11 protein-coding genes, 1 tRNA gene and 2 pseudogenes are annotated in these 12,754 nt (G+C 55.7%); 3 read left to right on the forward strand and 11 right to left on the reverse strand.

What is annotated here, in order from left to right; all coding sequences use genetic code 11:
• Positions 1-10: 10 nt before the first annotated feature.
• A tRNA-Asn gene (locus L1A08_RS21110) sits at positions 11-83 on the forward strand.
• A 202-nt stretch (positions 84-285) separates the two neighbouring features.
• Here the strand turns inward: L1A08_RS21110 and L1A08_RS23080 are convergent.
• The 7 genes and pseudogenes from L1A08_RS23080 to L1A08_RS21135 form a co-directional block, all read right to left on the reverse strand.
• Positions 286-1,395: pseudogene (locus L1A08_RS23080) on the reverse strand (tyrosine-type recombinase/integrase); the annotation flags it as partial.
• Positions 1,286-1,537 carry a helix-turn-helix domain-containing protein gene (locus L1A08_RS21120; protein WP_238758552.1) on the reverse strand — a complete coding sequence of 84 codons (252 nt, stop codon included), beginning with the start codon at positions 1,535-1,537 and terminating at the stop codon, positions 1,286-1,288. The pseudogene L1A08_RS23080 and the gene L1A08_RS21120, both read right to left, overlap by 110 nt.
• A complete protein-coding gene (locus L1A08_RS21125; RefSeq protein ID WP_238758553.1) occupies positions 1,527-1,784 on the reverse strand; it encodes a hypothetical protein in 258 nt (85 codons plus the stop codon). Before L1A08_RS21125 ends, L1A08_RS21120 begins: the two co-directional genes overlap by 11 nt.
• 282 nt (positions 1,785-2,066) lie before the next feature.
• Positions 2,067-2,702: pseudogene (locus L1A08_RS23140) on the reverse strand (rolling circle replication-associated protein); the annotation flags it as partial.
• Between the two features lie 23 nt (positions 2,703-2,725).
• A complete protein-coding gene (locus L1A08_RS23085) occupies positions 2,726-3,097 on the reverse strand; it encodes a toxin-antitoxin system HicB family antitoxin (RefSeq protein ID WP_390896939.1) in 372 nt (123 codons plus the stop codon).
• Between the two features lie 270 nt (positions 3,098-3,367).
• Positions 3,368-3,532, reverse strand: a complete 165-nt coding sequence (locus L1A08_RS21130; protein ID WP_238758554.1) for a hypothetical protein — start codon at positions 3,530-3,532, stop codon at positions 3,368-3,370.
• 54 nt (positions 3,533-3,586) lie between these two features.
• Complete coding sequence (locus L1A08_RS21135) at positions 3,587-7,003, reverse strand: class I SAM-dependent DNA methyltransferase (RefSeq protein ID WP_238758555.1); 3,417 nt, start codon at positions 7,001-7,003, stop codon at positions 3,587-3,589.
• A gap of 848 nt (positions 7,004-7,851) precedes the next feature.
• Between L1A08_RS21135 and L1A08_RS21140 the strand changes: the two genes are divergently transcribed.
• Both L1A08_RS21140 and L1A08_RS21145 read left to right on the forward strand, forming a co-directional pair.
• Positions 7,852-8,520 (forward strand): hypothetical protein, encoded by a 669-nt coding sequence (locus tag L1A08_RS21140; protein ID WP_238758556.1) that lies wholly within the window; start codon positions 7,852-7,854, stop codon positions 8,518-8,520.
• Positions 8,521-8,721: 201 nt separating this feature from the next.
• Entirely contained in the window at positions 8,722-9,849 is a 1,128-nt protein-coding gene (locus tag L1A08_RS21145) for a hypothetical protein (RefSeq protein ID WP_238758557.1), read from the forward strand.
• A gap of 101 nt (positions 9,850-9,950) precedes the next feature.
• On the opposite strand, the gene L1A08_RS23090 is transcribed toward L1A08_RS21145, so the two are convergent.
• The 4 genes from L1A08_RS23090 to L1A08_RS21150 all read right to left on the reverse strand — a co-directional run bounded on the left by L1A08_RS23090 (position 9,951) and on the right by L1A08_RS21150 (position 12,181).
• The gene (locus tag L1A08_RS23090; RefSeq protein WP_390896947.1) at positions 9,951-10,166 is read right to left on the reverse strand and encodes a hypothetical protein; all 216 of its coding nucleotides are present in this window, start codon (positions 10,164-10,166) and stop codon (positions 9,951-9,953) included.
• Between the two features lie 42 nt (positions 10,167-10,208).
• The gene (locus L1A08_RS23095) at positions 10,209-10,382 is read right to left on the reverse strand and encodes a type I restriction endonuclease (RefSeq protein WP_390896948.1); all 174 of its coding nucleotides are present in this window, start codon (positions 10,380-10,382) and stop codon (positions 10,209-10,211) included.
• Positions 10,379-10,507, reverse strand: coding sequence for a type I restriction endonuclease (locus L1A08_RS23100; protein WP_390896940.1), 129 nt, complete (start codon positions 10,505-10,507; stop codon positions 10,379-10,381). The genes L1A08_RS23095 and L1A08_RS23100 overlap by 4 nt, the downstream gene beginning before the upstream one ends.
• 324 nt (positions 10,508-10,831) lie before the next feature.
• The gene (locus tag L1A08_RS21150) at positions 10,832-12,181 is read right to left on the reverse strand and encodes a hypothetical protein (protein WP_238758559.1); all 1,350 of its coding nucleotides are present in this window, start codon (positions 12,179-12,181) and stop codon (positions 10,832-10,834) included.
• Between the last annotated feature and the right edge of the window lie 573 nt (positions 12,182-12,754).

Raw genomic sequence — 12,754 nt, forward strand, 5'->3', positions numbered from 1 at the left:
CCCAACGCAATCCCCTGTAGCTCAGTTGGTAGAGCAAGCGGCTGTTAACCGCTGGGTCGTAGGTTCGAGTCCTACCGGGGGAGCTAATGTACACTGCAAGGTGTCGCAATCTTTCGCAAAGCCCTGTTTTTCAGGGCTTTTTTCATGCGCGGTGTTCAGTGCTTGCGAGTCCGTACGAGGCTCTACGGGCACCTGCTGCACCGGATTTTGCAGCGCGCGTTGGAAGTGTTCGTCAGTGACCTGCAGATAGTGATTAGTCGCTACCGCCTGGCTATTTCCGATCCATTCACACACGACCTGAATCGGGAATTCGTTCGCCAGTTCGGTCTCGCGAGTTGAGCGGAGATTCTGAAACGGTTTCGGCCAAGGGGTTAGTCCAGCCTTCTGGATGATCCGTTCGAGCTGGGTGCGTAGATTCGCATTCTCGGAACGATACCGATTGATCACGTACCGCGTGCCTGGCTCTGCCTGGTCGAATGCCATTTCCAGAAGAGGCCGCAGCTCAGGGAAGAGCGGAATCACCCGAGATGCTTTCCCTTCGTAGCGTTTCGTCTTAGGACTCGGAACCGTGATTCGGCTCAACTCCCAATTGATGTGCGACCATTGGAGCGCGAGCACTTCCGACGGACATCGGAGACCACCAAATCGGGCCAATGCGAAGAGAACACGCCATTCGTTGTCCGGGCAGGCGTCCATGACCTTCTCGGCAACGTCCCGCGTGATGAAACGCATCTTCTCACGGTTTGGTTGGACATTCGTTTTGAGATCTTCAAACGGATTCTCGCTGATAAGCTTCTTCTTCTTGGCGAACGAGAAAAACTGTTTAGCGCGGCCGCATCGACGACGCACGGTGTTATCGGCGAGAGATCGTCGAAGATGGCGATAGAAGTCTTCGGCGTCGGCAGCGGTGATCGACGATATTGGCGTTTGAGGACCGAAGAACTCTTTTAGATTCTGGGCCGCTCGCTTTTGATGGTCGACCGTACTATCCGTGATGTCATCGCGACCACTGATGTAGCTATCAAGGAATTCGCCGAGCAATCGCTTCGATTGTCCTCGACGCGGCAGAAGCCCTGCCTTCGCAAGACGCTCGTAAAGCTGATCGTCCAGGGCAGCCACCCATCGGGACGTCTCGTCATCTGGTGAGCTTCCAGTGATCTGAGCCGAGATGAGATGCTCGACTCGCAGCTTGAATGCATTCGCCGCCTTGAGTGGCATCTTCCCCAGGCGAATTGTGCGTCGTACCCCATCGAGCCCCTTGAACTGCAGAGTCCTCAGACCCGACTTACTTGTTGACAGACTCGCCACGGATCTCTCCCTCTCGGGTTGGGTTGCACTTATCGTCGCTGATTGACTTCGCGGCATTGACATAGGCCCGAACGTCCGCCAGATCATAGCGAACGTTTCGTCCCATCCGCACGCAGGGGATCGGCCCACGAGGCGAAGTCAGGCTCCACAATTTGCGTTCGCTAATGCCGAGAACCTTTGCAGTCTCCCGGGAATTGCGAAGTAACATTGATTCGAATTCAGCACTCATTCTGCGTCCTCCTTGACGCTTCGTCGTTTAACGTGTGATCCACCGGCCACTCGGCTCGGTCTCGTCGCACGTCTTCCCCAAGAATACCCGAGACCTCCTCGGGCTCAATTCGCAGCTTCCGGTCGCTTAACTCACGATCTGGATTGAGTTTCTCCTTCAAATCGGCGAACGGATCGACTGCTCGCCCCAGGCATTTGCGTTTCGGTACGAAGTGTCCGTCCATATCGAGTCCTACATAATTCTTCATGACTACGGCGTCATGTCGGCAATTCTCGACACGCTCCCCGATTGTTCGAGTCTTTCTTCTAGGCTTCTTGAGCTCCGTCTCACCCCGACACAGTTCGCAAAAGCAGTTTGGATCATGGCTGACAGTAGCCTTCTCCGTTTCAGACGGATTGAATCGCTGGGATTCGATCTTCTCACGGCCAGCCGGAGTTGGCCAGAAACCACGACTTACGCCGAACCGTGGAATCCGTCCTTGGAACATTCTCACCCACGAGGGATATCCGTGTTCGGGCTGTTTCGTGAGATACTTTGTCGCATAACGCGCAGCATACAAGGCAGTCTTAAATTTCGGCGCACTGAATCGGACAGAACCGAAGCCGGGTCTCTTGCCATCGGCGGGAGGCATGGATTTCGGTCTATTGCGATTCCAGATCTCGCAGACCGTTTCAAACGGAATACGGCGAGCATCGAAGAGCATGTGCCAGTGGGGCATCTCCGTTTTCTTCTGCCATTCGATGACGTAGAAGTAGCGATTAGTAATCAAGTAGCCGCGAGTCCGTAGACCACGCACGAGCTCTGAGATGGACCGACGCTTCCGGACATAGAGGTATGCTTCTTGAGGACTCGGAAACAGTTCTGGATCAATTGTGAGCGTCCACATCTGGCATGCTTCGAATGTCTCAAGGACGCCAAGCAGGCGTTCACGCAGTTGCAAGGCCAGAGACAGACAACAATCCGGGCAATACCAGCTCCTACACCCACACGCCAGAACGAAGTATTCGCTTTCGAAACGAGCACAGGTTCCGTCCACAACATTTCTTATTGTTTCAAGATAAGTGTCCCGCCCTTGCGGGCTCGCCTCGCGTCGCTCGGCGTCGCTCCGCTCCGGCTCGCCCGCCAGGGCGGGCCGTTGATCCTGCTTCCCGGACTTCCTGTCCATGGTTGGCGTCCTTGTCGATGTCTCTATCGTCCCGGGACGAACCCTCGTCCGGTGTAATCCAGGCTGAACCACACTTCGCCTTTGGTTGGCTTCTTCGGGGGAAACCCTGCGTCCTCCCGATGTTCATTCTCTTCTAAGTCTTTTTGGGTTAGGTCCTTACCTCTAGTGCCGACGAACGCACATTTTGCCGTTTGACGAGTGCGCACCATACCCTCGTCGTCGCGGTACGGCTCCCCGACGTTCAAATGGGCACAACAGCCCCGCAGGAGCCCTGTCACTAATTGGTTCAAACTCATCTCGGTCGACTCGGCCACTTGCTTCAGTTGAGCATGGATGTCTCCATCCAATCTCACTTGAAAAGAAACTGTCCCGGTCGACTCCTTCTTCTTTGGCATTACCGCTCTCCAGAAAGGTGCAGTGGTGATACTACTGTTGCACCTATCGGCAGGTGCGTCAATAGTGGTTTAGCAAAACTTTGCACCGACCCGCAAGGGATCGAGCCGCACCCCACGCGAACGCTCCCTCCAGACCCCACCAACAAAGGCCCGGGGCCTCCCTCGAAGCCGGCCATCGGTCACCAGCTGGAAGTGAGCGACCGACAGCCGGCTCCGACGAAGGCCCCTCGCGAGAGCTTTACCCCAACGTGAACCCGACAAACCTGTCGACTACCTGCGTTGCAGCAGTTCCGGATAGTTCTCGTACATCCTCAGCTCTGCACGGCTCCGCCATATGTCACGCAAGAACGCGATGTTCAAGATCACCGAAACGAGTAGCGCGAGGATCAGGGCTGGATTGTTGCGATACTCAGGAAAGTTGGTGTTGTCACTCATGGAGTATTCCCAGGGCAGAGGGTGGCAGAGACATTCAACAAACTACGATCACAGTTACGCCACATACCGGCCGTCGTCGGTTTGGCGGGCCTGGCCGACTTCGACGAGGGTGTCGAGGAGTTCTTCGACGGTGTCGGCTTTTACGCGGCTGAAGCCTTTGGCCAGTTCGGCGGCCGTGCAGGCCGACGACTGGGAATGCAGAGCCGTGCGGATGGCGCCGATGCGTTCGGGGAGGGATTTCGGCCAGGTTGCTTTCTTGACTTTGGCCGGTTTCGCGGCGGCTGGCTCTGGGGCGTCCTCTTTGATGCCGAGTTTCTTCTGCGTCGCCTGCTGCCCCTGCGGGTTCTGGAACTCGGGGCGGAGCCAGCGAATGAGGCCCTGTTCTTCCTCGGCGGCTCGTTCGTGGTTGAGGGCGACGAGCTTTTCGAGAATCTCCTCGTCGGTCAACTCCGGTGACCAGCCGTACGCCTCGAAGACGGCGGCATCGAGATCGTCGTGAATCTGCTTCAGGACCGAGACCAGCCCCTGCTCGTGAATCGTCTTCTCCTTGTCGGAAAGCGGCTCCCCGGCCCGGAGCTTTTCGAGCACGTTGTACATCCCGGTCATCGTCAACTTCGGATGCAATTCCTGCTGCCGCTTCCGATGAGCATCAAGCTGTTCGCCGAGTTCGCGGATGCGCTGCTTGAGGTCTTCGGTGGGGGTGGGGAAGGGGAATGTCTCGAAGCAACGAGTCTTGTTGTACCTTGGATCGTTTCCGACGCCAAGGCGCCCACCTGTCGCGAGAGCCCAGGCTACATGAATACGGCTTGAAAGCACCCCCAGGAAATAGGCGTCATCAAGGCCAATATTGATTAGCGCGTTATCCGGTCTAATGTCGCCAGAAAGGAAAACAAAGAAACGGTGTTTGGCAGTCTCCGCCGTGCTGATGAACCGAGGCAGGCCCGAAAGCATCTCTCGCATCTGCACATTCGTGGCCCCGAAAAGCCACCAATTTCGCTTACGATACTCCATGCGATTATTGTCGCGTTCAGGCTTTACGTGGTCATAAACGTGCTGATAGATCGATGGAAACTGTTCGCGGACTTCCTGTTCGCTCATTCCATGAAGATCTATGACAAGAACATCTCTGCTCGACTGCGTAAGATCTCTTCCATTTCTGTACGGAACAACGACGGAAGCCATTGAGGGATTATGATCGAGTCCAAGCTGACTCGCCTTGTCTCTGCTTACGATGAATCCCGCTCCGTGAAGCTTAACTCCTGTGTTGCTTATTCGGGCATTTCCTCGTAAGGGCTTGGATGTGGCAACAGCAGCGCCCATTTTTAGGTCTGGATGGATTTGACCTTCACTCTCACGCAGGATGGATGATCCGCTTCGGTCAAAATGCCGTAGTACGCCGGTCGCCGCACCTTGAACTCCGACTGTCATTGCGATCCGCACGTCGGCTCCATCAGCGCCGTCGACCCACGGATGGTCTGGGATCGCAAAGCCAAGCGATAATCTTTGAGAGTCTTGCAGGTAGCGTTCGACAACCTTCCTGTTTTGGGATTGGCTGATGCTGTTGGTAGTAATCAATCCGAACCGTTCGCTGTCCTCAGAAGAGACAGCCTTTGCTGCTTTCTCCCACCAGTACATCACGTAGTCCGAAGAACTGGGTACTAACTCGTATGTTGAACGAAGCGCGTCTGTATAACCGTCTCCTAAGGTGAGACGCATCACGAAATTTCCCACGAACGGCGGGTTCCCCACAATATAATCCGCTTTCGGCCATTCCGCTTTTCTCGGGTTGATGTACCGTAGATCCTGGACGCGGGCGGTTTCGTCGGGGATCTCTTCTCCCGTGACCGGGGAGGTTTTCATCGTCCGGCCGTCCCAGCGGGTGACCGGTTCGCCGTTTTCGTCGACGACCGGTTCGATGGCGTCCCAGTCGAGGACGGCGTCGCGGTTTTCGATGTTGTCGAACTTGCGGATGATCGGCTCTTTGATGTCCTGATCGCCCCGGGTGCGGAAGTGCCATTGCAGATAGCCGATCCAGAGGACCAGATCGGTAATGGCCGCTGCCCGGGGATTGATTTCGATGCCGAGGAACTGGTGCGGATCGACGGTGGCGATCTCCATCCCGCCGTATTGCGGGTCGAACTCCTTCATCGCGTTGAGGACTTCCCCTTCGAGCCGCTTCATCAACTCCAGCGACACGTACAGAAAGTTTCCGGAACCGCAGGCCGGATCGAGCACGCGGACGTTGCACAGGTGCTGATGGAAATCGCGGAGCACCTTGACCGCTTCTTTGGTCTTTCCGGTGTCATCGAGCTGGGCGGCGGTGGCGTAGGCGGTTTCCCATTCGGCCCGCAGCGGTTCGATGATCGTCGGCATGACGAGCCGCTCGACATAGGCACGCGGCGTGTAATGGGCTCCCAGCTTGTGCCGTTCGACGGGATCGAGAGCGCGTTCGAGCAGGGTGCCGAAGATGGCGGGCTCGACTTCGTTCCATTGGGCCTCAGCCGCTTCGATGAGCAATTCGAGTTGATCCGGCGTCAGCGGGATGGCGGAGCAGTCTTTGAACAGGGTGCCGTTGAACTGTTTGATCTTCCTGCGGAGGATCGGCGAGAAGCCCCCGGCGTCCATGGTCTGCCAGAGGGTTTCGATCATCGGCACGAAGTTCTCGACTTCGTCGCGGAGGCTGATGAGCAGATCGGTAAAGGCATGATCGGGCAGCAGGCCGACATCCTCGGCGAACATCGTGAACAGACACCGCATCAGGAACTGTGCGACATGCTCGGGCGTGTCTTTGCCTTCGAGCAGCCGGGCGAGTTTCGCGAGCTTCGCGGCCAGATCGCGGGTGACTTTGGCCGACTTGCGGGAGGGATCGAGCTGGAGCGGATCGGTCCAGATGGCCCGCAGCAGGTCCTGGACGTCGTCCTTTTCGAGATCCTGCAGCTGAATGCGAAAGCTGGCCGGATTGGGGAACGCGATGTAGTTCTTGCCGGACTGCGTGAAGTCGGCATACAGGTCGATGCAGTAGCCGACATCGACCACGATGAGGAAGGGGGGCCACTCATCGGGAATGGCTTCGGCATAGCGTTTGGCCTGGTTGAAGGCTTTCCGCATCGCCTTCTGCCAGTCGGGAGTCCCCCGAGTTGCCATCCCTTTGCGGAGTTTCTTTTCCTTCGTCTTCTTCGCCAGTGCGTCAGACTTTTCGAGTGCCTTCTTGTGAACACCTTGTTTGGACTCAAGGATGAATCGTCCCTTGTAGTAGAGATCGATCCGCCCTTGGCTGGTCGTCAGACCATCGTCTCTGAATTCGACTGGCTTCTCGAATACGTAATGATCGCTCGTGTGGTCAGCGGTGCCGATTGACGGCTTCTCGACGCCAAGCAGCTCACAGAGTTCATTGAGGAAGGTTTGCGAGTTGGCCATCTCGGCCCCGCCGGAGTCTTTCCAGCGGCTGATGAATTCCCTGGCGTCGGTCATGAGTGTCGTACGTTGTGTCTCTGCAGTGGATGTCGTGATGGGTTCAGGTGATCAGGTCACTATAGCCGATGATCCGCCCACACTTCCACGCACCGAGCCGCGCTTACTTTGCCGCCCTCGCTTCCGACACCACAAGAGCGAGAATGCGTTCCTTCAGTTCCATGGATAGATCGGGCCAGGCCGAGACCAGAACGGCGAGAGAAGCATCCCGTGCGTCGGCTTTTGCAGCGCGCGGTTCGGCGTTTTCGGGATGTCTAGGCCCTTTTGCCCATTGTTCGCGTCCTACCGGGGGAGCTAAACCATACGGGTACGAACTCATTGTACCCCGGAGTTAACGAAACGCCGAACGAGAGATCGTCCGGCGTTTTCGCGTGGTATAGGCCTATTTTGTAGCACTGCGGCTCGCTGGCGGAATGGTGAGAGTCGGCTTGGGAGACTCTCGGGGGTTCTCGCTCGCCCGGGCTTTGCCTCGCTCTCGCCGAGACTCTCGAACTCTCTCTGCTACCGCGTCTCTCCGGTTAACGCTTCCGTCCGGAAAGGTGCCCCGAAACGTTTGAACTCAAGCGGCTCTCCGGGCAGAATGGCGTGTGTGGAATTGTCCACCAGTTCCCTTGGCTTTTCCCTTCTTGTGCCTCACCCCTCGAAGTTCACCCGGAAGACAATCCGCTGCGATGACGACAAATGCTGCGTATGCAGACCGATGCCTGCTGGAACTCGTCCAGCATGTTTTCGAACATCGATCCGGCTTACTGCCTCCCCTACATTACGGCGAACTCGCGCAACGAATTGGTCGCGTTCGCCCCGATGGCTCGGGGGTTGGGATCGGCATGGGAGATGTCCTCGGAACGATGGGCCGTAAGCTCGACATCTTGTCTGGTGAATGGGGAGAAATTCCACATATCCAGAGCCTCGTTGTCAGTAAGCATGGGCCTAATAAGGGCGTACCCGACGACGGCATTACTAGTATCTGGCCAGACTATGATCAATTGACGATCGCAGAGAAACGACACAAGGCACAAATCGAATACCAGAGGATCGGGGAGTTCGGAAGTCGCTGGAATGACGTCTTGCAGGCGATGGAACTGAGCCTCCCGCGGCCCACGGGAGACGAAGTCCCGCAAGGCCGCGGGGAATCCGAGTACCATCGTCGTTTGAAGGAATTCGTGTGTGCCAATCCCGAGGTCGTCGGTCTTACCGCGAACGCGGTCGGAATTATTGAGTATCCCCTGCCGACCCTCGATGCGGTAGACGTCCTTTTCAAGACGGAAGGAGGATGCGTAGCAATCGAAGTGAAATCGGCTGTTTCTGATAGATACAAAAAAGATTACGAGCGAGGAATCTTTCAGGTCGTGAAATACCGATCGCTCCTCACCGCCATGTCGAAAGTTACCGGCTACAGCATCACGGGCAACATCGATGCGCTGCTCGTTCTTGAGGGACACCTTCCAGATTGTTACCGTCCCCTCGCCAATACGCTGGAAGTTTCCCTTCTGGAGAATGTAAAGGTGGAATCGTGAGGGACAATTGCTGACCTTTGATAAGGTCGCGAATTACGATGAGTGATGTTTTAAGATTTATCTCCTGCACGGCAGCTTCGATGACAGTTTCAGATATCGCCGGCAATTGTGAAGAGTCTGTGGCGGCTACGAGACGCACGATGAACGTAGTATTTTGGTGAGGCAATCAGCAAAAGTGTCCGTTAAGGAGATCGTCGATCCATGAATCATCCACGCCGAGTACCGGTACTTTGTGGTGGTGACGAGTTTCACCCCGAGCACTTCCGTGCGGAGTTTCCCCGCCTGATTGTGGATACCAACGACGCCGATCCTGAATGGACGAGCACGATACTGGCAGCGTTAAGAGATTTCGATTTTGAAAATGACGCACATTGCGAGCCGAACGTGCAGAAGTACTACAAACTCATTCGGATGCATGGGCCCTACGAGGTGTACGCAGCCGTTCATGCACTTGCGATGAGTTCACCAGAATGGGCTTTGAGAGAGCTATATCTCTGGTGCCATCTCGGGGACTTCCTTTTCTCGCAGCTCTCCGATGCAGGTCTTCGTCGCTTCTTGCCTTTCAATAATCTCTCAATCATGCCTGCAGTTGATCAATTCGGACGTGGGATTTTCGTTCTGCGATTTCACTCGATGAGAGAGATAAGAATATACGGGAGGACTTTCTATCAGCCCGAGCATTCGCCGGTGATTACCGTGCGCGGAAGAAGTTTCCAACTCGTGTTGAATGGGCATACGATCGATAGCATTCACGAGCGATTATACCCCACGTGGACAACGTACGGAACGTCCGGTGATGCATTCACATTCTATGCCCGCCGGCGTTATTTTGAGATCAGTACAATACGCGACAATTATAATCCCCGAAAACGAAGGGATGCTGTTGTGCTGTACGATAGAACCTGGTGGGAGAATGAGAGGCTTCACCGGATTATTCCATCAACTATTTTTGCGAGCATGATCGCGGGATCTCAGATGACGCCCGATGATTGCGTTAAACAAGGCTATTGTCCAATTGATCTGAAAGGGGAGTACGCCACAACGCGAACATTTTTAGCCGTCGGTTTTGCCGCTACTGACGAATACGAATCTATCACGAATGCACCGCTTGCCAACGATAAGAGGGAGAGTTTAATCCAGGCAGCTGAATCGCGAGCGGCAAACGAGTACTTGAAATCGATTGCGCAAGGGCGGAGGAAAGAAAGTGTCGAGGGGATCAACTCGCCACGAATCCCTCAGAGGGCCGAGGCCCTTCGATATCGGCAGGACAGCATCGGCGATGTGGTAAAGACCATCAACGATCCGATCTATTACGAGTGGTGGGAATAATCCGGTCATTCATGAAGTCATGAGACGCGAATATAAGGGGCGTATCCTTGCATGAATCCGTACTGGCTGCGGTGAGCTTCGTCTGCAATCACGGTGAAGTATTAGCGGTCCGAAAGGACTGGATGCTCGGTCTCACTTCCGTCTGTCTTCAGCCGTAGCTTCTCAATTGTTGTGAAGATGACCTCGCCACCTTCTGTCTGCAGCAGGTCGCGAAGTTCGTCAACGGACTCCGCATGCTTGACATCACCAACTAGCGCCCAACCCGGCACGAACTGATCGTGGGGTTGATCGTCAAGGTCGGTGCGGTCCACCCGAATGAATTGAACCCGGTCTGCCGCCGTATTAGTCCGACCAGGTTTTCATGGAACATGCCACTCCGGCGTTGCAGTCCACATTCTATTCAGCGTCGTGATGCCGTCTGACATCACTGTGACGGCGTTAAATTCGAACACCTGCGGAATGTCGTGCCTGTAATGCGTAATCTGGTTCAGAGCGTCTTCGACGGTTGGCTGATCGCGGTACGGCTTCTTCAGTTTGAAAGGGCGAGTGGAAGACCATTGACGAAGCTGACCAGATCCGGCCGGCGATCATTGTGCCTGTGAATCGAGAGCTGACAGACAATCAGAAACTCGTTGTTGTCCGCGTTATCCCAGTCCATTGCATAATGGCGACGATGTTCAATCCGACCACTCTACTCGTAACTCGATACCCCGGGGCAGGTCTTTGTGGAACGCCAGGTTGCGGCGAAGCGAATCTGCCCCTCCCGGCCGGGAGAATCGTCGGACCGCCTTTTCCAAGCTGGGCTCCGGCAGATCCGGATAACGAACCGTGAGCGTTCGCTGCAGTACGTTGCGCAGAACGACCTCGCTCTGGTCACGGTCTAGGTCGACTCCGTGGCAGTATGTATCCTCCCCGTAGAGCTGCTTCAGCCGTTATATCGTCGTTAGTTCATATGTAGTTTCAGTTCGGTGGTTTGGCATGACTACCTTCTTCGACGTCTCGTCCCGGCTGTATCAAGGTGGTCACCACAATGACCAACGACGAGAATCGGCTGGCCATTCGAGTTTGCCGCTTTCCCGAAGTAGACGCGGAGCCACTTGTTCTGGACGGGACCAAGTTTGAGGTGCGGCGTGATATCGACCCTCCCGCCATTGAAATCGACGCGTCGAGCTGCCGAGGCACTTGCGTCACGATTCGTCATCGATCCTTCTGTCATCGTCATTTCAAATCCGCCGGACCGTTCTCTGAATAAGTCGACAATGCGTCCTGACTCCGTCCCATCGCGATACAGCAAGTCGTGCATTGTCGTTGCTAGGTGCCACAACATTCGCACGACCTGCGGTATCTCACGCCTCAGGCTATTGAACTCAGCTCGATCGGCAGATCGACGCGCATCATCCGTGAATGCGATACGGTCCGGAAAAAGAGTTTCGATTACGCCGATTGCATCTCCAATCGATTCGACAGGCAAACCGTGGTCAGCAATCAGCTGCAGCACATCCGTCAGTCGATTCGTGTCGGCTTCTGCTGATGCAGCGCGTTGTTCGGCATCCCGCCGGAGGAACTCCTCGGTTCGAATCGTGGTCTCTGACTGATCTGCTCGCTCGTTTGCCTCTTCGAGTTCAAGCTGCATGCGCTCGACGTCGGCCTCGAGTCGTTTCACTTCGTTGTTGCAGTACTCGACGAACTCACTGTCCTGGCCGCTTTCCCGCGCCTGCTGGATGACACGGTCAATTTCAGCTCGCCGTTCCAGTTGCTCGATATCAGCAATTGACCCGACGGAATGTAGAGCGGATGCCGTGAACCGGCGGGCTAATGCCTCCACAATGAGATCCCGGACGACATTCTGCCCGATAGAATCGACGTCTCGATCCAGGAAGAACCGATGCCGACGGTAGTCGTGGAGAGCATCCAGTCGAAGACCGGGCATGTACACTCGCGCCATCCCGTGCGTACAGCGGTAAGCTTCCGGGATCATCCATTCCAGCTCTTCGTTCAGTTCGCGAGCAGGGGCGTCATACACGACCGCAATTCCCGCGAGGAGCCTTGCCAACTCGCCAGGATTGAGCACAGGTCGTTCGGTAATCCGGCTCGCCCGAATGAGTACGATGGGGCACTGTCGGTTCGCGTCCGCCAGTTGGTCCCGGAATGTGGCTCCGCCGCCGATATCAAGCTGGCGAGGAGTCGTCGATAACAGTGTCGTTCCCAAGCATGCGGAATACACGTCGAGAAGCTTCAAAACGATGCCGGGAGCGGAAGATGGCGGCGCATCAGGTTCCTCACCAATGAATCCGGGAATGATCCAGTGGTGGTTGGAGATCGCGAATTCCAAACTACCGTCGTCCTGAAGCGCAATTCCGATACTCGTTTGCCAGCGGCGTGACTGGGGAAACTGGCCGCACGAGTGAGTCAGGCACAGAGCCCAGAACTGTGGACTGCTTTCGGTTCCGGAGCCAATGAAACGGCGTGTCTCCACAAGTGTGCCCTGACCACCGGGTGGCGCCCATTGTCCCCCGGTGAAAAGCCAGGAGCCCCGATTGTACGCATCATTCCTTTCAACTCGGTTTCCGATCCAGAATCGGATCTCACGGACGACATCTCCCCAGTCGATTGTCGTATTCGCCGCCGGTCGAAGGATGAAGCGTGTGCGGTAATGAAGGGTTGCGTTCGCGGGTAAATTCATTGGTTTGCTCCGATTGGGGCGCTCCTCCAGGCAATCTTCTGGCCATGGGTTTCATAGGCCTGATTGAGCAGTTCTTGTTCGGTGAGATTGGGTTCGAACAGCGTGCGTTCAGTGTTGGTGATCCTCAGGAGCCGGCATTCTGTGGTCTCATGGTTTTCAAAGCTTCCATCTGCCAGATTGTGGCAAATGGAATGTAGCAGATGTGAACGTGGCGCCGAATCA

The sequence above is a fragment of the Rubinisphaera margarita genome (assembly GCF_022267515.1).
In the GTDB taxonomy this organism is placed as follows: domain Bacteria; phylum Planctomycetota; class Planctomycetia; order Planctomycetales; family Planctomycetaceae; genus Rubinisphaera; species Rubinisphaera margarita.

Coding starts and splice junctions, on each gene's coding strand:
- L1A08_RS21120 (WP_238758552.1), bottom strand. CDS start 1,537: ATGAGTGCTGAATTCGAATCAATGTTACTTCGCAATTCCCGGGAGACT.
- L1A08_RS21125 (WP_238758553.1), bottom strand. CDS start 1,784: ATGAAGAATTATGTAGGACTCGATATGGACGGACACTTCGTACCGAAA.
- L1A08_RS23085 (WP_390896939.1), bottom strand. CDS start 3,097: ATGCCAAAGAAGAAGGAGTCGACCGGGACAGTTTCTTTTCAAGTGAGA.
- L1A08_RS21130 (WP_238758554.1), bottom strand. CDS start 3,532: ATGAGTGACAACACCAACTTTCCTGAGTATCGCAACAATCCAGCCCTG.
- L1A08_RS21135 (WP_238758555.1), bottom strand. CDS start 7,003: ATGACCGACGCCAGGGAATTCATCAGCCGCTGGAAAGACTCCGGCGGG.
- L1A08_RS21140 (WP_238758556.1), top strand. CDS start 7,852: ATGGGCCGTAAGCTCGACATCTTGTCTGGTGAATGGGGAGAAATTCCA.
- L1A08_RS21145 (WP_238758557.1), top strand. CDS start 8,722: ATGAATCATCCACGCCGAGTACCGGTACTTTGTGGTGGTGACGAGTTT.
- L1A08_RS23100 (WP_390896940.1), bottom strand. CDS start 10,507: ATGGACTGGGATAACGCGGACAACAACGAGTTTCTGATTGTCTGTCAG.